Here is a 21,349-nt window from a genome sequence, read left to right as displayed (position 1 = left end):
TCATGGCCGGCACATCCTCCGAATCCCAGTACGTCACCTTCAGTCTCGACAACGAGGTCTTTGCCGTGCCGGTCTCGGTCGTCCGGGAAATCCTCGACCATGAGGATGCCTTCAAGATCCCGCATGGACCGGAGTACCTGCTTGGGCTTCGCGACGTGCGGGGCCAGGGTGTGCCGGTCATCGATCTTCGTCTCCGCCTCGGCATGACGAAGACCGAGAAGACGCCGCACACGCGGGCACTTGTGCTCGACGTGCCGATGGGGGAGAAAACCCTCACCCTCGGCCTCGTCGCCGACCGGGTCTTCGAGGTCATCCCCTTCCGCACGGAGGAGATCGAGGGCGCGCCGGATATCGGCGTGCGCTGGTCGTCCGACTACATTGCCGGCGTGGTGCGCCGCAACGGCGCCTTTGTCGTCATCGTCGATCTCGCGCGCCTGTTTTCCGGCGCCGAGGTTGCCATGATGGGCACGGCCAATCGCCTCGCCGCCACCGCATAAATTCAGGAGTACGGGCGTGGGAGCAGCATTGCGGACGCAAGGGACGGAAGACGGCTTGAGCAGCCGGAACTTCGAGGCCCTGTCGCGCTACATTTATGATTATAGCGGCATCAAAATGCCGGTGACGAAGCTGACGATGCTAGAAGGCCGCCTGCGGCGGCGCCTACGGGCAACCAGCATCTCCAACTTCAACGATTATTGCGACTACCTGTTCAAACATGGCGGCATCGAGAAGGAAGCGATCTTCCTGATCGATGCCGTGACGACCAACAAGACGGACTTCTTCCGCGAGCCGAAGCATTTCGAATATATGGCCGAGAAAGGCCTGCCGGAAATGGTGGCGGCCGGGCACAAGCGGCTTCGGTTGTGGAGTGCCGCCTGCTCGATCGGCGCCGAGCCCTATACGATGGCGATGGTGCTGCAGGATTTTGCCGATGCGACGTCCGGCATCGACTACCGCATCCTCGCCACGGATCTTTCGACGGACGTGCTGCAGGCGGCGCGCCGCGGCGTCTATCCGCGCGACATGATCCAGCCCGTCTCGGCCGAGATGCAGCGGCGCTACGTGATGACATCGCGCGATGCCGCGCGCGGCGAGGTGCGCATCCATCCGCGCCTGCGCTCGACAGTCGGCTTCGCCCGCATGAACCTCATGGACAGCGCCTACAAGGTGGGCGATCCCATGCACATGATCTTCTGCCGCAACGTGCTGATCTATTTCGACAAACCGACGCAGGCGAAGGTGCTGTCCCGGCTCTGCGACTGCCTCGTGCCCGGCGGCTACCTCTATGTGGGCCATTCCGAAACGGTCACCGGCATCACCCTGCCGGTGCGCCAGGTCGCCAACACGGTTTTCAAGAAGATCTGATGCCCCTTCCGGTGAAGAAAATCCGCGTTCTCATCATCGACGACTCGGCGAGCGTGCGCCAGGCGCTGACCCATGTGCTGGAGCAGGATCCGGAGATCGAGGTGATGGGGGCGGCCTCCGACCCCTTCATGGCGGCCAAGAAAATCCAGGAGGAAATGCCCGACGTCATCACGCTGGATGTGGAAATGCCGCGCATGGACGGCATCACGTTCCTGCGCAAGCTGATGTCGCAGCGGCCGATTCCGGTCGTCATGTGCTCTTCGCTGACGGAAGAGGGCTCGGAAACCTTGATGCAGGCGCTGGAGGCCGGCGCCGTCGACATCATCCTGAAGCCGAAGATCGGCGCGGCCGACCACCTCGCCGAATCCGGCACGCGCATTCGCGAGGCCGTCAAGGGTGCGGCCGTCGCCCGCATCGGCTCCCACCGCCGCGCGGCCGTGCCGACCGGTCCCACGGCGAAACTCACCGCCGATGCCGTGCTGCCGCCGCCCTCGGGCCGCGCCATGGCGAAGACGACGGAAATGGTTGCCTGCGTCGGTGCGTCCACCGGCGGCACCGAGGCGCTGCGCGTCATGCTCGAACAATTGCCGGCCAATTCCCCCGGCCTCGTCATCGTGCAGCACATGCCGGAAAAATTCACCGCCGCCTTCGCCAAGCGTCTGAACAGCCTTTGCGAAGTCGAGGTCAAGGAGGCCGTGCATGGCGATCCCGTGCTGCGCGGCCATGTGCTGATTGCACCCGGCGACCGGCACATGATGCTGGAGCGGCAGGGCGCGCGCTACCATGTGGCGGTGCGCGAGGGCCCCCTCGTCTCGCGCCACCGGCCCTCCGTCGACGTGCTGTTCCGCTCCGCCGCGCGTTCGGCCGGCGGCAACGCCATGGGCGTCATCATGACCGGCATGGGCGATGACGGCGCGCGCGGCATGGCCGAGATGCACCAGGCCGGCGCCTATACGGTGGCGCAGGACGAGGCGACGTCCGTCGTCTTCGGCATGCCGAAGGAGGCGATCGCGCATGGCGGCGTCGACCGCATCCTGCCGCTTGACCAGATCGCCCGCGAAATCCTCGCCGCGGACCGCCGCCGGTAAGCGATTTTCACCTGCCGTTAACCATAAGTGGCGAGGATGACGAAGCACCATGCAAGGTGTTTCTTCAGGAGCGATGACCGGCTCACGAACCGATCCGGGGATCATCATGCCTGTCATCACCTTCGCCAACACCAAGGGCGGCGCCGGCAAGACCACCGCCGTGCTGCTGCTTGCGACCGAACTCGCCCGCCTCGGCTACCGCGTCTCGGTGCTCGATGCCGATCCGCAGCACTGGATCACCCGCTGGTTCGAGAATTCCGAAGGCGCGCTCGGCAACCGGCTGAACGTCGTGCCCTATGTCACCATGAGCTCGATTGACCGCCAGCTCAGCGACGAGAAGGCGCGCGCCGATTTCGTGCTGATCGACCTGCCGGGCTCGCGCAGCTCGCTGCTCGCCAAGGCCGTCGGTTATTCCGACTACGTGCTGATCCCCGTGCAGGGCTCCGCCATGGACGCGCAGGGCGGCGCCAATGTCATCGAGCTGCTGCAATATCTGGAAGACAAGGCGAATATCCGCATCCGCCATTCCGTCGTGCTCACCCGAGTAAATTCCATGGTGACGACGCGCGCGATGAATGCCGTGAAGGACCTGCTTGCCGCGCGCCGCGTGCACCTGCTCGAAACGCCGATCATCGAACGCTCCGCCTTCCGCGACATGTTCGGCTGCGGTGGCACGCTCTATTCGATGGACGCCAAGCGCGTCAGCAACCTCGACAAGGCGCAGGAGAACGCCCGCGCGCTGGCGCTCGAAGTGCTCCAGCAGATCCCGGCCACCCGCCAGGCCCAAGCGCCGAGCCTGCGCAGCGTCGCCTGACGGCCACTCCCCTCCCCTTCGTCATGGTCGGGCCTGACCCGACCATCCATCCACGCCGCGAATGCTGCAAGGATCCTCGGGTCGAGCCCGAGGATGACGCAAGAGTGTGCGGCACGCGGCTTGTCGGCAAGCCAATTGCGTCAGCGATTTCAATATTTTGGGAAAAACATGGCCCAGAATTGGAAAAGCCTGCCGCGGGAGGAGGTGCGGCAGGCTTTCCGATAGAACCGAATGACGACTGGGAGGAGGAGTGTCGCCATTCCCGCAGTCGGCCCTGGGAGGAGGAGCGGGCCTTCTGCAACATCGAAGCTTCGTGGGAGGAGGTACGTTGCTTCGATAAGTATGACTATACGCGATTCTTGCTCAATTGATAGGCATTGTTTTGCAAGGCAGCTATGCGCTATGCGCTTAACGGGTACCTCAACTGGGTTGAATTATCCCCGCGGCGGGCACAGCCTTCGCAGATGCAAAAACGCCCGCCGGAGGCGAGCGTCTTCGAAATTCTGCTATTTTTCGGCGTGTTTATCAGAAGCCGACGGCAGCGCGGGCGACTGCCTTGATTTCCGAACGCTCGATGCCGAGATCGCGCAGTTCGCGGGCGGTCATGCGGTCGAGTTCGGTCACGGTCTGACGGTACTTGCGCCAATTGTTGAAGGAACGTGCCATGTTCATGATGATCCCCTTTCGTGAGGCTCTCTGTTCGGCACCGGTCCGTGGCGCCGCGTCTTTCGATGGCCCCTTTATAGGCTTATGCTGCACTGCGGAACAGCGCTAAGCTGGCAGGCCACCCATGCAGATCGCGCATGGGTCTGGTAAGCCTCCGTTAACGGAAACAGCCCGCCGAGGGGCTTCAGGCCGCCAAAACGGCCTGTTCCTCCCGCAAAAACGCGGAAATTCGCCCCAAACCTTCGCGCAACACCGCTTCGCCGTTCGTGTAGCCGATGCGCAGGTGGCCTTCCATGTCCATGGCGCTGCCGGGTGTCAGCATGACGCCAGTACGCTCCAGCAGCTTGATGCAGAAGGCCTCCGAGGTGAGCGGCAGGTCGTATTTCAGGAGCGCCGTCGTGCCCGATTTCGGCTTGATCCAGGAGATCAGCGGCTCGCCGTCCACCCATTCGGCGAGGATGGCGAGGTTCGTCCGGGTGATCGCCTGGCTGCGGGCGAGGATCTTGTCGCGGTTTTCCAAGGCGATCGCGGCAAAATGGTCGTCCAGCATGCCGACGCTGATCGTGTTGTAGTCGCGGTGGATGGAGACGGCATGGAGCAGGTCCTTCGGGCCGACGATCCAGCCGAGGCGAAGTCCGGCCAGCGAATAGGTCTTCGACATGCTGCCGGTGCTGATGCCCTTTTCATAGAGGTCGGCGATCGAGGCCGTCATGCCGTCGCCCTCTTGGTCCGTGCCGCGATAGACCTCGTCGCAGAGGATCAAGGCGCCGCAGGCCCGCGCGATCTCGACAACCTCGATCAGGAAATCCCGGTCCATCAGCGATCCGGTCGGATTGTTCGGGTTGTTGAGGCAGATGAGCTTGGTGCCCGGCGTCGCGAGGCGGCGCAGTTCTGTGAGGTCCGGCAGGAAGCCGCGTTCGGCGGTGAGCTTCAGGATCTGCACATCCGCGCCAAAACTTTCCGGAATGGAATAGTGCTGCTGGTAGGTGGGCAGGACCGAGATGACGCGGTCGCCCGGTTCCACCAGCGTCTCGTGCACCAGCGCATTGGCGCCGATCGCGCCGTGCGTGACGACGACGTTTTCCATCGCCTGGCTGTCGTACATGGCGGCGATGAGACGGCGCAAGCGCTCGCTGCCCTCGATCGCGCCATAGGTGAGTTTCATCGGCAGGAGTTCGGAGAGGATCGTATCCTTCTTGCCGGCCATGTCGAGCAGTTCTTCCACCGTCAGCGATTCGACGCAGGTCTCCGCGAGGTTCAGTTCGCAGTGGTTCTCGTAGCGGTTCATCCAGATCTCGACGCCGAAATCGCGTATCTTCATGGCGGGGTCCTTTCGGGTTAGAAGGCGGCAGGCGGACAGGCCGCCCTTTTGATGACGGAACGATATGAGCAATATATTGCACAGTCAAGAACGCGGCGACGTGCTCGCCCATGTCTCCGGCAATCTGCGCCGCTTGCGCCAGCAGGCCGGCCTCAGCCAGGCGGCGCTGGCGGAAGCCTCCGGCATCAGCCGGCGCATGATCGTGGCGGTCGAAGGGGGCGACGCGAATATCAGCCTGTCGAGCCTCGACAAGCTCGCCGCCGCGATCGGCGTCGGCTTCGTCGATCTCGTGCGCGACCCGGCCCGCGCGCCCTCCGCCGAGATCAACGAGGTGACGTGGCGCGGCAAGGATGGTGAGAGCACCGCGGTGCTGCTTGGCTCCGCGCCGGCGACGACGGAGGCGCAGATGTGGCTCTGGTCGCTCGGCTCCGGCGAACGCTACGATGCCGAGCCGGACCCCGCCGGCTGGCACGAAATGGTTTTCGTGACCGAGGGCACGCTGCGGCTCGAACTCTCCGGCATGGCGAAGGATTTTCCGGCCGGCAGCTTCGCCGTCTACGGTACTGACCAGGCCTATGCCTATGTAAACCCCGGCGAAACGCCGGTGCGCTTCGTGCGCAACGTGGTCAGCTGACAGCCAGCGTCCAGGCCATGCCGGCAAGCGCCGACAGGCCGAGCGTCAGCAGCACGGACGCCTTGAGGCGGAAGAGCGCGAAGGCGGAGGCGGCCGCGAGCAGCGCCGAAGGCAGGATGAGTGTTGCCGGCACCGGCAGTTCGAGCCGCAGCGGCCCGGCGGCGAAAACCGTCACCTCGCGAAACAGCGTGTGCACGGCAAACCAGACCGCGAGGTTGAGGATGACACCGACGACGGCAGCGGTGATTGCCGACATGGCGCCGGAAAGAGCCGCATTGCCGCGCAGCTTCTCGATGAACGGCGCACCGAGGAAAATCCACAGGAAACAGGGCACGAATGTGACCCAGGTGGTGAGGATCGCGGCGAGCGTCGCCGCTGTCAGCGGGTTCAGGCTGCCGGGATCGCGCCAGGCGGCGAGGAAGCCGACGAATTGCAGCACCATGATCAGCGGCCCCGGCGTCGTCTCCGCCATGCCGAGGCCGTCGAGCATTTCGCCCGGCTTCAGCCAGCCATAGTGCTGCACGGCCTCCTGCGCGACATAGGCGAGGGCTGCATAGGCGCCGCCGAAGGTGACGACCGCCATCTGGCTGAAGAAGGTGCCGATCTCGGTAAACACGCTGTTGCCGCCGGCGATGAACCAGATCAGCGCCACCGGCCCGAGCCACAGACAGGTGAGCGCGCCTGAGATTTTCAGCGACCAGCCCAGCGCCGGCCTTGCATGGGCCGGCGTCGCCTCGCCGAGCAACGAATCGCGATCCTGCAGCACCTTGCCGTTGGCCGAGGCGTGGCCATTCGACGTGCGGAACAGCCGGGAACCGGATCTGGAACCGGCATAGCCGACAACGGCGGCCACCAGGATGATCAGCGGGAACGGCACCTTGAAGGCGAAGATGGCGACGAAGGCGGCCGCGGCGATCGTGATCATCGCCGGATTGGTGAGCGCCCGGCTGCCGATGCGGAACACCGCCTGCACGACGACCGCCAGCACCGCTGCCTTCAGCCCGAAGAACAGGCCCTCGACGAGGCTCGCATCGCCGAAAAGCACATAGATGTAGCTCAGCGCCAGGATCGACAGGAAACCGGGCAGGATGAACAGCAGGCCGGCGACAAGGCCGCCCAGCGTGCGGTGCATCAGCCAGCCGATATAGACGGCGAGCTGCTGGGCCTCCGGCCCCGGCAGCAGCATGCAATAGTTCAGCGCATGCAGGAAACGGCTCTCGCCGATCCAGCGTTTTTCATCGACGACGATGCGGTGCATCAGCGCGATCTGCCCGGCCGGGCCACCGAAACTCAACGTCGCCACGCGCGCCCAGACCTTGAGCGCCTCGCCGAAGGGCACGCCATGGCCGTGCGCCTCGGGCGGATGGCCGGGCTCGGCCGCTCGTTCTGTCATCTGCATGGTTCTCCCCGTTGCCGTCGCGATCGATCGCAGCGACACCCTGCCCTGTCAAGGCGACGGGGGCTTGACGGACGATGTGAATGGCATTATTAAACCAATAAGTTAATTAACTGAATGGATAAATACGTGAGCGACCCGCTGAGCCTGACCTTCGCCGCCCTTGCGGATCCCACGCGCCGCGCGATCCTCGCCCGGCTTTCCGAAGGCGATGCGACGGTGAACGACATTGCCGCGCCCTTCGAGATGAGCCTGCCGGCCGTCTCCAAGCACCTGAAGGTGCTGGAGGGCGCCGGCCTGATCACCCGCAGCCGAAGCGCGCAGTGGCGCCCGTGCCATCTGGAGGCAGCACCCCTGAAGGATGCCGACGGCTGGATTTCCCGCTACCGCCGCTTCTGGGACGCGAACTTCGACCGGCTCGACGACTATCTCCGGGAATTGCAGGCCGGCGACCCGGACAAGAAAAGCTGAGGAGACAAACCATGCAGCAGACCGCCGAACCCATCGGCCTTTTCATCGAACGGCTGATCGATGCGCCCTGCCCGCTCGTCTTCAAGGTCTGGACGACGCCGGAGCATATGGCCCGCTGGCTCGGGCCGAAGGATTTTTCGGCCCATGCGATCCGCCTGGATTTCCGCCCCGGCGGCGCCTGGTCGGCGGTCATCCGCTCGCCGGAGGGCAAGGATTATCCGATGGGCGGCACCTATCGCGAGATTGAAGAGAACCGCCTTATCGTCTTCACCTTCCGCTGGACCGGCGAGGACGACCCGGACACGCTGGTGACCGTGACCTTCGAGGACAGGGACGGCAAGACGCGCCTCACCTTTGCCCAGACACCGTTCGACACGGTCGAATCCCGCGACAGCCATGCCGAGGGCTGGGGCGAATGCCTCGACCGGCTGGTCGCCTATATCCTGCAAGCCTGAGGAGAAATGGGATGAAAAAGACCTATCACGGCCGCTGCCATTGCGGCGCCATCCGCTACGAAGCGGTCCTCGATCTCGACGAGGGCCTGCGCCGCTGCAACTGCTCCTTCTGCCGGCGCACACGCATGCTGAAGACCTTTACGCCGCGCGAGGATTTCAAGCTGCTCTCCGGCGAGGACCATCTCGTCAGCTACCGCGCCGACAAATCCGGCTGGCCGGAGGGCGATGTCGACCACTATTTCTGCAAACGCTGCGGCATCCGCCCCTTCTCGCGCGGCTACCTCAAGGACTTCATGGGGCACTTTTATTGCATCAATGCGGGCACCCTTGAGGACGTCTCCGAGGAGGAGATGAGCGCCGCGCCGGTGATCTATGAAAACGGCCTGGCGGACGATTTCTTCAACCCGCCGCCGTACACGGCGCATCTTTGAGATAGCCGGCCATCGCCTCCAGCATGGCCCGCCAGCCTTCGCGGTGGTCGTCGGCCCTGTCGCGACCATCGAAATAGAGGCCCTGCTCGACGAGCCGCATGCGCGTGCCGCCGTCCGCCGGCTCGAAGGTTACCACCACCGTGCCGGAAAAGCTGAGAATGCCGGCTTCCTGCAGGGTGCTGGCATAGACGATACGCCTGTCCGGGGTGATCTCCAGATAGCGGTTTTCGTTGAGATAGGTCGAGCCGTCCTTTGGGCCGAAGCGGCAGAGGTCGCTTTCGCCGACCGTGAAGCGGAAGCGCTCGAAGCTCATCTGCCAGTCCGGACCGGGATCGCCCCAGGCCAGTTGGGCCGTCTTCTGCGACCAGGCCGCAAAGACCGCAGCGACCGGCGCGGCAAAGGTTTTGGTGATGTCGACGGTTCCCTGTTCGATGCTCATGGCTTTCTCCCACCCGGGTTGCTGACGGTTAAACCATGGTGGAGATTGCCGTTCCTTCGTAGAGACGTTCTCGACAGATTCGGGGCAAATGTGCCAAACTCGTGTCATGCCGTCCCGCCCCAAGCCCACAAGCCCGCTGACCATCGCCATTCTCTCGCTGCCGGAAAGCGGCACCATGGCGCCCTACGGCCTGCACGAGGTGCTGGGGGAAGCCGGCCGCGGACCCAATGCGCTGCGCAGTCTGCGCCCGACGCTTGTCGCAGCGGAGACCCGCGCCTACGAGACGGGCAGCGGCGTGCGGGTGATGCCGCAGCAGGGGCTTGAGGGCGGTACGGCGGATATCGTCGTCGTCTGCGACATCCATCTCGAACCCGGCCTCTCGCCAGAGGGGCGCTGGGGCCAGGAGATCGCCTGGGTCCAGCGGCATATCGCGGCGGATGCGCTGGTCTGCTCGGCCTGCAGCGGCGCGGTGCTGCTGGCGGAAGCCGGCCTGCTCGATGGCGCGGACGCGGCGTCGCATTGGATCATGGCCGACCTTTTTCGCGACCGTTATCCGAACGTCAAATTCCGGCCGGAACGCATTCTCTGCGACAGCGGGCGTGCGGGGCGACTGATCACCACGGGCGGCGCGTCGTCCTGGCAGGATCTGGCGCTCTATCTGATCGGCCGGTTCTGCGGGGCGGAGGAAGCCGCCCGCATCGCGAGGCTCTTCCTGCTTGGCGACCGGGGTTACGGCCAGCTTCCCTTCGCCTCCATGACCCGGCCGCGCCAGCACGACAATGCGGTAATAGCCGATGTGCAGACCTGGCTTGCCGACCACTATGCGAGCAGCAATCCGGTGACGGCGATGGTCGCGCGTTCGGGCCTGGCGGAGCGCACCTTCAAGCGGCAGTTCAAGGCGGCGACGGGCTATGCGCCGGTGGACTATGTTCAGGCCATGCGCATCGAAGAGGCCAAGCAGATGCTGGAGACCGAGCCCATGGCGATCGAAGAGATCGCGGTCGCGGTCGGCTACGAGGATCCGACCTTCTTTCGCAAGCTCTTCCGCCGCCGCGTCGGCGTGACACCCGCGCAGTACCGCCAGCGCAACCGCCTGCGCACCCTGGGCGACTAGTGGCGTATTTGCCCCGAAGGCAGCCTGTTTGCCTCTGACCCCGTCGGCCCATTGCCTCCACACTCGGCTCATCGAAAACGAGGAGACGAGAGATGGACTTCTATTACACGCCCACCGCTTGCAGCCAGGCGGCCCATATCCTGCTGGTCGAAACCGGCCTGCCGTTCCGGCCGCACAAGGTCGATATCTTCCGGCATGTGCTGGAGGATGGCAGCCCCTACGAGGCGGTCAATCCGAACGGCTACGTGCCCGCCCTGGTCTTCGACGACGGCACGCTCCTGACGGAAAACGTCGCGCTTCTCGACTGGATCGCCATGCAGGGTGACGGCCTCGTCCCCGATGGCCCGCTCGGCCGCACGCGCCACCTGCAAATGCTCGCCTTCCTCTCGACCGAGGTGCAAAAACCCTTCGTGCGGCTGTTCTTCACGGACAATGCCGAGGAAAAGGCATGGCTGGGCGAGACCCTTGCGCGGCGTTTCGAATGGATCGCCTCCCGCATCGAAGGCGACTTCCTGTTCGGCCGGCGTTTTTCGGCGGCCGATGCCTTCCTCTATGTCATGCTGCGCTGGGCGGCCATGTGCGGCATCGCCGTGCCGGACACGCTTCGTGCGCTCGGCAGTCGCGTCGAGGCGCGGCCCTCGGTGCGGGCGGTGCTTTCGCGTGAGGCTGTCGCGCCGCTTGGCGCGGCGGCGTGAACCCGACGAAAAGCGTTGCGCCGGCCCGATGATCGGCTAGGGTCTGCCGGCCGGCGCAGAGCCCTTGCGACACGACCAGTTCCCGCCACTGTCGGAACTGGTCGCTGGCCCGTCGCAGACAGGCTGCACTGGCACCGAACGAGGCCCTAAAATCGGCTTCAATATTTCATCGGGGTCCAGAAAATGGCAGAGTTTCCGCAAAAGGCGAAGGTCGTCATCATCGGTTTGGGTGGCATCGTGGGCGCATCGATCGCCCACCATCTCATCGAGCGCGGATGGGACGATATCGTGGGCATCGACAAGTCGGGCGTGCCGACCGACATCGGTTCGACGGCGCATGCCTCGGACTTCTGCTACACGACCAGCCACGACTATCTTTCGGTCTGGACCACCCAGTATTCGATCGATTTCTTCGAGAAGATGGGCCACTACGCCCGCATCGGCGGCCTGGAAGTGGCGCGCACCGGCGACGACACCTGGATGGAAGAGATCAAGCGCAAGCTTTCCTCCGCAAAGGCTTTCGGCACCCGCGCGCATTATGTCTCGCCGGCCGAGATCAAGCAGATGTTCCCGCTGATCGAGGAAGATCAGGTGATGGGCGGCATGTTCGATCCCGACGCCGGCCTCGTCGTGCCGCGCTCGCAGACGGTTGCCGGCAAGCTGGTCGATGCCGCAGAAAAATCCGGCAAGCTCCAGGTCTATGGCAACACGCCGGCCCAGTCGCTGATCGTCGAAGGCGGCCGCATCAAGGGCGTCGTCACGCATCGCGGCACCATCATGGCGGACCATGTCATCGTCTGTGCCGGCATCTGGGGCCGTCTCATTGCCGAAATGGTGGGCGAAGACCTGCCGGTCATGCCGGTCGATCATCCGCTGACCTTCTTCGGCCCGTACAACGAATTCGAGAACACCGGCAAGGACATCGGCTTCCCGCTTCTGCGCGACCAGGGCAACTCCGCCTATATGCGCGACACCGGCGACCCGAAGACCACCGAAGGCGGCCAGATCGAGTGGGGCTACTACGAGACCACCAATCCTCGTCTCTGCCACCCGCGCAACATCCTCGAAAAGCACGAGGCGCGCCTTTCGCCTTCGCAGCGCGACCTCGAAATGGAACAGATCATCGAGCCGCTGGAGCGCGCCATGGAGCTGACGCCGATTCTCGGCGAACTCGGCTACAATGAAAGCCATTCCTTCAACGGCCTGCTCCAGGTTTCTGCCGCCGGCGGCCCGTCCTGTGGCGAGAGCCAGAAGGTGCGCGGCCTCTGGTACTGCGTCGCCATCTGGGTGAAGGATGGCCCCGGCTACGGCAAGCTGATCGCCGACTGGATGACGGACGGACGCACCGAAATCGACCACAACTCGATCGACTATGCCCGCTTCTACCCGCACCAGTTGACGGAAGAGTTCATCGAGGGCCGCTGCTTCGAGGCCGCCCAGAAGATCTACTTCCCGGCCGTGCACACCCGCGAACCCTATGCATCGGGCCGCGGCGCCAAGCGCTCGCCCTTCCATGAGCGCGAAAAGGAACTCGGCGGCTACTTCATGGAGCTCGGCGGCTGGGAGCGTGCGCATGGCTACAAGGCCAACGAGCACCTGCTGGAAAAATATGCCGACAAGGTTCCGGTGCGTGAGAACGAGTGGGACAGCCGCCATTTCTGGCGCGTCTCGAATGCCGAGCATCTGGCGATGAGCGAGGATTGCGGCATCGTCAACCTCTCGCATTTCCACATGGTGGACATCGAGGGGCCGGATCATGTCGCACTGCTGGAATGGCTCTGCGCCGCAAAGATCGGCGGCGACGGCAATATCGGCAAGGGCATCTACACCCACTTCCTCGACGACGAGGGCATGGTGCGCGCCGACTTCACCGTCATCCGCATGGCGGACCGTTGCCGGCTGATCAACGGTGCGGACGCCGGCCCGCGCGACTTCCACTACATGAAGCGCGTTGCGGAAGACCGCGGCCTCGACGTGACGATCACCGATGTGACGGAGAAATTCATCACCATCGGCATCTGGGGGCCGAATGCCCGCGACACGCTGAAGAAGGCCGTGTCCGACCCGGCTGCCCTCGATCCGGAAAATTTTGCCTTCGCCCAGATCAAGCAGATCGAGATCGGCGGCAAGAACGTCACCGCCTTCCGCATATCCTATGTCGGTGAGCAGGGCTGGGAACTGCATATGAAATACGAGGACGGCCTCGCCGTCTGGGATGCGCTGCGCGCCACGGGCGTCATGGCCTTCGGCGTCGAGACCTATGCCAACTCGCGCCGCATGGAAAAGAGCCTGCGCCTGCAGAACGCCGACCTGTTGACCCAGTACAACCTCATCGAGGCCGACCTCGCCCGCCCGAAGGTGAAAGAGGCGGACTTCCGCGGCAAGGCGAAGCACCTGGAATACAAGGCGCGCGAGCACCAGCCCGCCATGCTTTGCACGCTCGTCATGACGGAGAACACCGACAAGGCCGGCGTGAAGCGCTACCCCGTCGGCACGCTGCCGGTCATGGACCCGCAGACGGGCGAAGTGCTCGTCGATGAACTCGGCCGCCGCTCCTACACGACCTCCATCGCCTTCGGCCCGACCATCGGCAAGAACATCGCCCTCGCCTACCTGCCCTGGGCCTATTGCCAGGAAGGCCGCAAGCTGAACGTGGAATATTTTGCCGAGACCTATCCGGTCGAGGTGGTCAGCATCGGCTACAAGCCGCTGTACGACCCCGAGAACCTGAAGCCGCGGACGTAAGGTTTCTGCCTACCCGAAATTAAGGGTGTGCCAGCATCGCGGGCACGCCCTTTTTCTTGGCGCACCCCACTCCATTTTCTCCCTTGCACTCTCCTCTCCTCCGTCATCCTCGGGCTTGACCCGAGGATCCAGGCGGCTGCGAATGTGGCGTGGATCCTCGGGTCAAGCCCGAGGATGACGGAGGAGAGGTTGGGAGGGCTTTACCACGCATGATGGTCTGGTGTTGACCGCCATCGCTGCTATCGAACCACCGCCCCATTCTCCGCCACAAGCCGCCCCGCCTTGAACACCCGCCGCGGCTTCGGCACTGCCACCACGGCCTCCGGCACATGTTCAGCAGCGAGCGTGACGAAATCGGCCTTGGCGCCGAGCGCGATGCCGTAGCCTTCGAGGCCGAGGGCCTTGGCGCCGGCGGTGGTGACCACGTCGAAGGCGGCGGTGAGTTCGTCGTCGGTGTAGAAGCCGGAGCGGTAGCCGATCATCATGGCGCGGCTCAACATGTCGCCGTCACCATAGGGCCACCAGGAATCGCGGATATTGTCGCTGCCGCTGAAGACGTTGACGCCCTCGCCACGCAGCAGGGCGACCGGCGGGAAGACGTGGTCGCCGGGGGCGTTGGTCATGATCGAGACGCCGGCCTTGGCGATCCTTGCGCCGATGCGGCGGGCGGAATCGGGGTCCAGATCACCGAGGCCGTAAGCGTGGCTGATTGCCACCCTGCCCTGCATGCCGAGCGCCGCCGTGCGGGCGCAGATTTCCTCCACGGTGAAGGCGCCGAGCGAGCCGAAATCGTGCAGGTGGATATCGACGCCGACGCCGCGTTTTTCGGCCACGCCGAAGACGACGTCGAGATGGCCTTGCAGATCGCGGTCGAAGCTTGCCGGGTCGAGCCCGCCGACGAGATCGGCACCGAGCGCGATCGCCTCGTCCAGCAGTTCCGGCGTGCCGGGGCTTTTCAGGATGCCGTTCTGCGGGAAGGCGACGAGCTGGATGTCGATGACATCGCGGTATTCCTCGCGGATCTTCAGGATCGTTTCCAGCGACTTCAGCCCGACCGAGCCATCCACCATGACATGGCTGCGCATCTGGAGGGAGCCGTTGGCGACGCAGAGTTCGAGCTGTTTTCGCGCGCGCTCGTCCATGGGTGCGGCCTGCGCCATGTTCTGCGCCTGGAAGGCGACGCGCTCATGCACGTCAAAACCATTGGTGCAGGCTTTGTGCGGGATCCACTTGTCACCGTAGAAGCTGGTATCGAGGTGGATATGGCCCTCGACGAAGGCGGGCACCAGCAGGACACCGGCAATATCGACCGTAGCGGACGCCCTCGGCATCGTGCCGGCCGGCTCGATTGAAGCGATGCGCCCGCCGGCAACGCCGATATCCTTCAGCGATCCATCCGCCAGCGTCGCATTGATGAAAAGCGTTTCGATCCCGGCCATGATATCGCGTCTCCGTTTGCGCACAGCTCGATCCGCCGCCTGCAGGGCAGATCAAGAATTGTGCGCAATAACGCGCGAAAATCGTATGCAGTCAATAGGCGGCGGCGACCGCCGCGTTACCGAGCACGAGGATCGGCGTGCCGTTCTGCACGCGGTTGAAGAGATCCACCACGTCCTGGTTCATCATGCGCACGCAGCCCGACGAGACGGACTTGCCGATCGTCCACCATTCCGGCGAACCGTGGATGCGGTAGAGCGTGTCCTCGTTGTTCTGGAAGATGTAGAGCGCGCGGGCGCCGAGCGGGTTCTTGAGGCCCGGCTCCATGCCGCCATTGGCGATGCTGTAGGGCTCCAGCTCCGGCTGTCGGGCGACCATTTCATCGGGCGGGGTCCAGCGTGGCCATTGCCGCTTGTACTGGATGACGCCGCGGCCGGCCCATTCGAAGCCGGCGCGGCCGAGCCCGACGCCATAGCGCATGGCCTGGCCGTTTTCATAGGTCAGATAGAGGAAGTGGCTTGCGGTATCGACGACGAGCACGCCGGGCCGTTCGCCGGTCGGGTTCGGCACCATCTGGCGATAGAAGCGCCGATCGATCTTCTGGTAGGGAATGGCCGGCAGCTCGTACTGGCCATCGAACTGCGCGCCGTACATGCCGGCATAGATGCTGGTATCGACCGGCTCCGGCTCTATCGCGACCCGTTCGCGCACCGGCGTGGTGCAGCCGGCCAGAACCGTGGTTGCCAATCCGGCGCTGCCGAGCAGGAAGGAACGGCGGCTTACGCTTTCACCCGTCAATGCATGTCCTCACACTTCAATCGTCATAGGGGTCGGCCAAGGCCGCATCGGGCCGGCTGACCGGATATTTCGTGCGCGAGATCTGGGCCGCCAGGCCCTTCGCGCCCTGCTTCTTCAGAAGCGTGCGGAAGCTCGGATGCATGCCGCCGTCCACATAGGCGAAGCTCGAAACCGGTGTGGCGCCGGCAAAAGCCGCATCCAGCTTCTTTTGTTCCGCGCCGATCTTCGCCATCAGATCATTTTCTCCGGCAGCCGCCGGGCATTGCGCCAGCGGATCGCTCGGCTCGCCGTCGACGAACTCCCTGTTGAAGACGTAGCGGCCGCCGCAGACGGACACCTTCGGCTGGCTGCGGGTGAAGGCGAAGGCGTCGTAGCCCTCCTTCAGCGTGCGCCAGAAGGGCATGTTGGGATCGCCCTTGTGCTTGGCCATGTTCTGCGTCGTCATGCGGAAGGGATAGGCCTGCACCTGGAAGCGCTGCTGGCCGCCATCGAGCGCCTTCTGCACGATGGCGTAGATTTCGCCCACGCCCTGGTCGGTCATGGCGTAGCAGCCGGAGGACGAGCAGGCGCCGTGCACCATCAGCGCCTCGCCGGTATAGCCGAGCGCCGATTCCAGCCGGTTCGGATAACCAAGGTTGAACGAGACGTAATATTGCGAATTCGGGTTCAGCATGCCTTCGGAGACATGGTAAAACCCTTCCGGCGCCTGGCGGTCGCCGCTCTTCGTCTTCGGGCCGAGCTTTCCGGACCAGCGGCACATCGGATAGGTCTTGAAGAGCGCATATTTGCCGCTCGCATCGACCTTCCAGACTTCGAGCTCGCTTTCCTGCTTGAAGATGCGCACCAGCACGGGGCTTTCCGGCCGCATCTTCTTCTTCGACATTTCAGCCTTCACCTTGTTGGAAAGCTGCGGCGCCTCGGCCAGCGACGCGACATCCATGGCCATGCAGCCGGCAAGCAGGCCGCCGGCAATGGTCGCGGCGGCAAGCCGCGCGAGGAGCGAAAGACGCGGACGGGCGGTTTCAAGAGAAAAGCGATTGCGAAACATGGTGCGTTTTCGGTTGTTAGGGATCCGGGGGGCGCCGCAACGGAAGCGGCGCATCTCGGGCTTAGACTCCAAGCGATTGCTTAGAACTTCGTTAATCTTAAGGCCCCTTTGGCCTCACTCGTCGCTTTGGCGCCCCGAATCCGGGGCAAATCCGATTTTCGCGAGCATAAAACCTCAAGTGGCTGGAGCATCAAGACCCTTATCGCCGCTTTCTTGCGCGAAGCGATCACGAAGGCGCACGCGGCGAACAACAATTCGTCAACGGCCCTATTCGAAGTCACCGATGCCGTGGTGATGCGCGGTACGCACGCCGCCGGGCGGGTGCAGCGTCACCGGCACCACCAGCATGCTGCCATCGTCGAGGGTGACGGAGATCATGCGCTCGCCTTCCACGTCCAGCGTCTCGTCGAGTTCAAGGAACAGCGCGCCCGGCGCCATGAACATTTCGGCCTGCCGCGGGATGACCAGGAAGGCCTCCTCCACGGAAAGGGCTTCATCCTGCCGCTTCACCATCGGCACGCCAAAACCGTCGACGGAGACATCCAGGATGCGCTTGTCAGCGGTGCCGGCATTGTAGAGCGTCAGATAGGCCCGCGCCGGCGCGCCATCCGCACCCGCAACGATATCCGCATGTTCGATGACGAGACCCGCCAGCACCGCCTCATGCGGCACGATACGGCCCGAAGCGCTCATCGGCGCGGCAATGGCGGCGCTGGCGGTCAACAACGAGAGCAGCGACAGAAGGCATGCTTGATTTGGCACGATTCTCCTCACATTTGTGTGGGATCACTGTAAGGCCATTGCGCGCGGCTTCTCTTCAGGATTTCGTGAAGGTCGAAAATGTCGCGGGTAGCGGATTAGGAGACGAGCATGCTGACGATCGGGGATCTTTCCAAGGCGACGGGCGTCAAGGTTCCGACCATCCGCTATTACGAGCAGATGGGGCTGCTCTCCCACGCCGAACGCTCCGAGGGCAACCAGCGGCGCTATTCGAACGGCGAGCGCGAGCGCCTCGCCTTCATCCGCCATGCGCGCGATCTCGGCCTCACCATCGATGCCATCCGCGCGCTGATCGAGCTCAGCCAGCATCCGGAACGCCCCTGCCAGGATGCCGATCGCATCGCCGCCGAGCAGCTTGCGACCGTGCGGCAGAAGATCGCCCGCCTGCGCAAGCTGGAAGCCGAGCTGGAGCGCATCACCACGCACTGCCATACCAACCAGGTGCGTGACTGCTACGTGATCCGCGCGCTCGCCAACCACGATCTCTGCCACGACGAGCACGACTAGGTGCCGGCAAGCAGCTTCAGCTTCTGGAGCTGCGTCTCGCGCGGCTCGTGCATGTCCAGCATGCCCTGGAGCCGGCCATCGGCGCGGATAAGGAACAGGCCGGCGGTGTGGTCCATCGTGTAGCTGTCCGATGCAGTCGGCACCTTCTTGTAGAAAGCCGAAAAGGCATCCGCCGCCGCCTTCGTCTCAGCCGCATCGCCGCGCAAGGCGATGATGCGCGGGTCGAAGGAGGTCATGTAGAGTTTTAGAAGCTCCGCCGTGTCGCGCTCGGGATCGATGGAGATGAAGAGCGGCGCGATGCGGTCTGCGGCAGGACCGATATCCTTCAACAGGCCCGTCAGCTCGAAGAGCGCGGTCGGGCAGACATCCGGGCAATGGGTGAAGCCGAAGAAGACGAGATAGGGTTTTCCCGCCAGATCGGCCGAGCGGAAGGGTTTTCCGCCGACCGTCTGCAAGGTGAAGACCCGCTCTTTCGCCCCGCCGCCGACCGGCGCCTTTGCCGCGACCGTCGCTCCGACGATCGCGGCAAGCACGGCAAGGCCTATGACTGCCCTGCGCTTCATTTGATCGGCCGGAGCAGGCGCAGCGCATTCAGCGTGACGAGCACGGTGGCGCCGGTATCGGCAAGGATCGCCGGCCAGAGGCCGGTGATGCCGACGATGGTCGTCACCAGGAACACGCCCTTGAGGCCGAGCGAGAGCACGATGTTCTGCACGATGTTGCGCATCGTGCGCTTGGAGAGATCCGTCATCAAGGCGACGTCGCCGACGCGGCCGTGCAGGATGGCGGCGTCCGCCGTTTCCAGCGCCACATCGGTGCCGCCGCCCATGGCGATGCCGACATTGGCGGCGGCAAGGGCCGGCGCGTCGTTGATGCCGTCGCCGATTTTGCCGACAACATACCCTTCACGCTGCAATTCGCCGACGATGCGCTGCTTGTCCTCCGGCATGAGCTCGGCGCGCACCTCGATGCCGAGTTCGGCGCCGACGGCCTTTGCCGTGCGGGCATTGTCGCCGGTGAGCATGATGGTCTTGATGCCGGCATCCTTCAGCGCCTTGAGGCCGGCGGCGGCGTCCGCCCGCGGCTCGTCGCGCATGGCGATGGCGCCGGCGAGCACGCCGTCGACGACCAGCATGGAGACGGTCTTGCCGTCATCGTTGAGCGTTGCGGTGGCGGCCTTCACCGCGTCGGAAAGTACAACCCGCTCGGCCGTTGCCTTGGGCGAGCCGAGGAAGATTTCCTTGCCCTCGACGGTGGCCGTGACGCCCTTGCCGCCAAGTGCCTTCGAACCGTTTGCCACCGGGGCGACGATGCCGTCTTCGGCCGCCTTGCCGAGAATGGCGAGCGCCAGCGGGTGGCTGGAGCCGGCTTCGAGCGCTGCGGCGAGGCGCAGAACTTCATCGGCCGGCGTGGCGAAAGCGAGGATGTCGGTGACCTTGGGCTTGCCTTCCGTCAGCGTGCCGGTCTTGTCGAAGGCGATGGCGGTAAGCTTTCCAAGGCCTTCCAGCACCGCGCCGCCCTTCATCAGCAGCCCGCGACGGGCGCCGGCGGACAGCGAGGCGGCGATGGCGGCTGGCGTCGAGATGACCAGCGCACAGGGGCAACCGATCAGCAGCACGGCGAGGCCCTTGTAGACCCACTCGCTCCAGATGCCGCCGAGGAAGAGCGGCGGAATGATCGCGACGAGGGCCGCGACGACGACCACGCCAGGCGTGTAATATCTAGAGAAACGATCGATGAAGCGCTCGGTCGGGGCCTTGGATTCCTGGGCTTCCTCGACCAGCTTGACGACGCGGGCAATGGTGTTGTCGGCCGCCGCCGCGGTGACGCGCACGCGCAGCGCCGCATCGCCATTCACCGTGCCGGCGAAGACGGTGTCGCCGACCTCCTTTCGCACCGGCGTGCTTTCGCCGGTGACCGGCGCCTCGTCGATGGCGCTGTCGCCGTCGATGATGGTGCCGTCGGCGGAAATGCGGTCGCCCGGGCGCACGAGGATGACGGCGCCGACGGCGAGCTGCTCGGCCGGCACTTCCCGCGTCTTGCCGTTTTCTTCGAGCAGCGCCGTCTTCGGCACGAGGGCGGAGAGCGAGCGGATGCTGTCGCGCGCCTTGCCGGCCGCGACCCCTTCCAGAAGCTCGCCGACGAGGAAGAGGAAGACCACCGCGGCGGCCTCTTCGGTCGCATTGATGATCACCGCGCCAACGGCGGCGATGGTCATCAGCATCTCGATGGAGAAGGGCGTGCCGGCAAGGGCCGCCATGATGGCGCGGCGTGCGATCGGCACGAGGCCGATGAACATGGCGATGACGAAGGCATATGTCTCGATCGCCGGGAAGAGATGGCCGATGCCATAGGCGACGACCAGCGCCGCGCCCGCGAGAATGGTCAGTCGTCCCTTCTTGCCCTTCCACCAGGGACCTTCGGACGGGCCGTGATCGTGGCCATGCAGGCCCTCGACGGCAGCCGCCTTCGGCTTGTGGTCGTGGCCGGCATGGTCGTGATCGTGGTCATGGCCGTGCGAATGATCGTGGTCGTGTCCGCCGCAGCAGCCGGCGCCGTGCTCGTGTTTCGCCGCCGGCTTTTCTGCGGCGGCTGCCGCCGGCGTCACCGCGTAACCGAGACCAGTGACCTTGCGGGCGATCGCTTCCAGGTCGCTTGCCGCATCGTGCTGCACGCGCATAGTGCCGGCGGTCACGGAAACGGACACATCGGAAACGCCCGGCATGCGGCGCACGGCGGTGTCGATCTTGCTGGCGCAGGAGGCGCAATCCATGCCGCCAACCCGGAAACGCGTCTCTTTCACATCGGACATCGTACAATCCTCTTTATTCTGTCGATGCTGTTCTACGACCTCTAGCGACTAGAGGTGCAAGAGGGAAATTCACAAATTTTCGGACAAAGAGGCGCATTGAAATTGGCCGTGCGGCCATGGTAGAGAGCCGCCACTGAATGCAGGTTTCATCTGCTGGTTGGGGAGGACGCCATGTCTTGCGACGCCCTCTTCCAATCGGGGATGGGCGCTCTCGATGCCCCCCGAACGGAAGAACGCTTTTTGATCGGTGCTCTTGCGGCACAGTCGGGCTTTTGTGCCGTTTTGCCGACAGGCTCCCTGCGGGCGGCCCACAGCGCAAAAGCGCTGCCGCAT

General features: G+C 64.5%; 22 protein-coding genes. 12 read left to right on the top strand and 10 right to left on the bottom strand.

Translation table 11 applies throughout. The features are described 5' to 3' along the window. The first annotated feature begins 2 nt into the window (after positions 1 to 2). From J2Y63_RS26725 to J2Y63_RS26710, 4 genes are all read left to right on the top strand, one after another. A complete protein-coding gene (locus J2Y63_RS26725; RefSeq protein ID WP_256118434.1) occupies positions 3 to 497 on the top strand; it encodes a chemotaxis protein CheW in 495 nt (164 codons plus the stop codon). Between the two features lie 16 nt (positions 498 to 513). Then, on the top strand, positions 514 to 1,365 hold the full coding sequence (locus J2Y63_RS26720; RefSeq protein WP_435268563.1) for a CheR family methyltransferase: 852 nt from the start codon (positions 514 to 516) through the stop codon (positions 1,363 to 1,365). After that, positions 1,365 to 2,453 carry a protein-glutamate methylesterase/protein-glutamine glutaminase gene (locus J2Y63_RS26715; protein ID WP_256118432.1) on the top strand — a complete coding sequence of 363 codons (1,089 nt, stop codon included), beginning with the start codon at positions 1,365 to 1,367 and terminating at the stop codon, positions 2,451 to 2,453. Before J2Y63_RS26720 ends, J2Y63_RS26715 begins: the two co-directional genes overlap by 1 nt. Positions 2,454 to 2,559: 106 nt before the next feature. Then, positions 2,560 to 3,267 (top strand): ParA family protein, encoded by a 708-nt coding sequence (locus tag J2Y63_RS26710; protein ID WP_435268562.1) that lies wholly within the window; start codon positions 2,560 to 2,562, stop codon positions 3,265 to 3,267. Positions 3,268 to 3,792: 525 nt separating this feature from the next. Here J2Y63_RS26710 and J2Y63_RS26705 read toward each other — a convergent pair. Further along, positions 3,793 to 3,939 (bottom strand): DUF1127 domain-containing protein, encoded by a 147-nt coding sequence (locus tag J2Y63_RS26705; RefSeq protein ID WP_256118430.1) that lies wholly within the window; start codon positions 3,937 to 3,939, stop codon positions 3,793 to 3,795. A 178-nt stretch (positions 3,940 to 4,117) separates the two neighbouring features. Beyond that, positions 4,118 to 5,254, bottom strand: a complete 1,137-nt coding sequence (locus J2Y63_RS26700; RefSeq protein WP_435268561.1) for an aminotransferase — start codon at positions 5,252 to 5,254, stop codon at positions 4,118 to 4,120. A gap of 64 nt (positions 5,255 to 5,318) precedes the next feature. Here J2Y63_RS26700 and J2Y63_RS26695 point away from each other — a divergent pair, with 64 nt between their 5' ends. Beyond that, positions 5,319 to 5,888, top strand: coding sequence for a helix-turn-helix domain-containing protein (locus tag J2Y63_RS26695; RefSeq protein ID WP_435268560.1), 570 nt, complete (start codon positions 5,319 to 5,321; stop codon positions 5,886 to 5,888). Here the strand turns inward: J2Y63_RS26695 and chrA are convergent. Beyond that, positions 5,881 to 7,287, bottom strand: a complete 1,407-nt coding sequence (chrA, locus tag J2Y63_RS26690; RefSeq protein ID WP_435268559.1) for a chromate efflux transporter — start codon at positions 7,285 to 7,287, stop codon at positions 5,881 to 5,883. The genes J2Y63_RS26695 and chrA overlap by 8 nt on opposite strands. Positions 7,288 to 7,401: 114 nt before the next feature. On the opposite strand from chrA, the gene J2Y63_RS26685 reads away from it, so the two are divergent. From J2Y63_RS26685 to J2Y63_RS26675, 3 genes are read left to right on the top strand one after another with little or no spacing between them, the layout of a single operon-like run. Next, positions 7,402 to 7,755, top strand: a complete 354-nt coding sequence (locus J2Y63_RS26685) for an ArsR/SmtB family transcription factor (protein WP_435268558.1) — start codon at positions 7,402 to 7,404, stop codon at positions 7,753 to 7,755. 11 nt (positions 7,756 to 7,766) lie between these two features. Continuing rightward, positions 7,767 to 8,210, top strand: coding sequence for an SRPBCC family protein (locus J2Y63_RS26680; protein ID WP_435268557.1), 444 nt, complete (start codon positions 7,767 to 7,769; stop codon positions 8,208 to 8,210). A gap of 11 nt (positions 8,211 to 8,221) precedes the next feature. Then, a complete protein-coding gene (locus J2Y63_RS26675; protein ID WP_435268556.1) occupies positions 8,222 to 8,641 on the top strand; it encodes a GFA family protein in 420 nt (139 codons plus the stop codon). On the opposite strand, the gene J2Y63_RS26670 is transcribed toward J2Y63_RS26675, so the two are convergent. Next, the gene (locus J2Y63_RS26670) at positions 8,610 to 9,080 is read right to left on the bottom strand and encodes an SRPBCC domain-containing protein (protein WP_435268555.1); all 471 of its coding nucleotides are present in this window, start codon (positions 9,078 to 9,080) and stop codon (positions 8,610 to 8,612) included. The genes J2Y63_RS26675 and J2Y63_RS26670 overlap by 32 nt on opposite strands. 106 nt (positions 9,081 to 9,186) lie before the next feature. On the opposite strand from J2Y63_RS26670, the gene J2Y63_RS26665 reads away from it, so the two are divergent. The 3 genes from J2Y63_RS26665 (at position 9,187) to J2Y63_RS26655 (ending at position 13,634) form a co-directional block, all read left to right on the top strand. Beyond that, the gene (locus J2Y63_RS26665) at positions 9,187 to 10,194 is read left to right on the top strand and encodes a GlxA family transcriptional regulator (protein WP_435268554.1); all 1,008 of its coding nucleotides are present in this window, start codon (positions 9,187 to 9,189) and stop codon (positions 10,192 to 10,194) included. Between the two features lie 92 nt (positions 10,195 to 10,286). Continuing rightward, a complete protein-coding gene (locus J2Y63_RS26660; protein WP_435268553.1) occupies positions 10,287 to 10,889 on the top strand; it encodes a glutathione S-transferase C-terminal domain-containing protein in 603 nt (200 codons plus the stop codon). 183 nt (positions 10,890 to 11,072) lie between these two features. Continuing rightward, positions 11,073 to 13,634 carry a GcvT family protein gene (locus J2Y63_RS26655; RefSeq protein WP_435268552.1) on the top strand — a complete coding sequence of 854 codons (2,562 nt, stop codon included), beginning with the start codon at positions 11,073 to 11,075 and terminating at the stop codon, positions 13,632 to 13,634. 239 nt (positions 13,635 to 13,873) lie between these two features. Here the strand turns inward: J2Y63_RS26655 and J2Y63_RS26650 are convergent, their stop codons facing one another. From J2Y63_RS26650 to J2Y63_RS26635, 4 genes are all read right to left on the bottom strand, one after another. Beyond that, positions 13,874 to 15,073 carry an amidohydrolase family protein gene (locus tag J2Y63_RS26650; protein WP_435268551.1) on the bottom strand — a complete coding sequence of 400 codons (1,200 nt, stop codon included), beginning with the start codon at positions 15,071 to 15,073 and terminating at the stop codon, positions 13,874 to 13,876. Positions 15,074 to 15,164: 91 nt separating this feature from the next. Further along, a complete protein-coding gene (locus J2Y63_RS26645; RefSeq protein ID WP_256118418.1) occupies positions 15,165 to 15,869 on the bottom strand; it encodes a L,D-transpeptidase family protein in 705 nt (234 codons plus the stop codon). A gap of 16 nt (positions 15,870 to 15,885) precedes the next feature. Further along, positions 15,886 to 16,917 carry a L,D-transpeptidase family protein gene (locus J2Y63_RS26640; RefSeq protein ID WP_435268550.1) on the bottom strand — a complete coding sequence of 344 codons (1,032 nt, stop codon included), beginning with the start codon at positions 16,915 to 16,917 and terminating at the stop codon, positions 15,886 to 15,888. Between the two features lie 267 nt (positions 16,918 to 17,184). Then, positions 17,185 to 17,679: a hypothetical protein gene (locus tag J2Y63_RS26635; RefSeq protein ID WP_435268549.1), complete on the bottom strand. Its 495-nt coding sequence runs from the start codon at positions 17,677 to 17,679 to the stop codon at positions 17,185 to 17,187. Positions 17,680 to 17,787: 108 nt separating this feature from the next. Here J2Y63_RS26635 and J2Y63_RS26630 point away from each other — a divergent pair, with 108 nt between their 5' ends. After that, positions 17,788 to 18,204 carry a MerR family transcriptional regulator gene (locus J2Y63_RS26630; RefSeq protein ID WP_256118415.1) on the top strand — a complete coding sequence of 139 codons (417 nt, stop codon included), beginning with the start codon at positions 17,788 to 17,790 and terminating at the stop codon, positions 18,202 to 18,204. Here the strand turns inward: J2Y63_RS26630 and J2Y63_RS26625 are convergent. Continuing rightward, positions 18,201 to 18,767: an SCO family protein gene (locus tag J2Y63_RS26625; RefSeq protein WP_435268548.1), complete on the bottom strand. Its 567-nt coding sequence runs from the start codon at positions 18,765 to 18,767 to the stop codon at positions 18,201 to 18,203. The two genes, J2Y63_RS26630 and J2Y63_RS26625, sit on opposite strands and share 4 nt — an antisense overlap. Then, a complete protein-coding gene (locus tag J2Y63_RS26620; RefSeq protein ID WP_435268547.1) occupies positions 18,764 to 21,016 on the bottom strand; it encodes a heavy metal translocating P-type ATPase in 2,253 nt (750 codons plus the stop codon). The genes J2Y63_RS26625 and J2Y63_RS26620 overlap by 4 nt, the downstream gene beginning before the upstream one ends. Between the last annotated feature and the right edge of the window lie 333 nt (positions 21,017 to 21,349).

The sequence above is a fragment of the Shinella sp. BE166 genome (assembly GCF_051201095.1).
Taxonomy (GTDB): Bacteria; Pseudomonadota; Alphaproteobacteria; order Rhizobiales; family Rhizobiaceae; genus Shinella; species Shinella lacus.
Note: the sequence above shows the minus strand (reverse complement) of the source record. Positions and strands in the feature narration are given on the sequence as shown.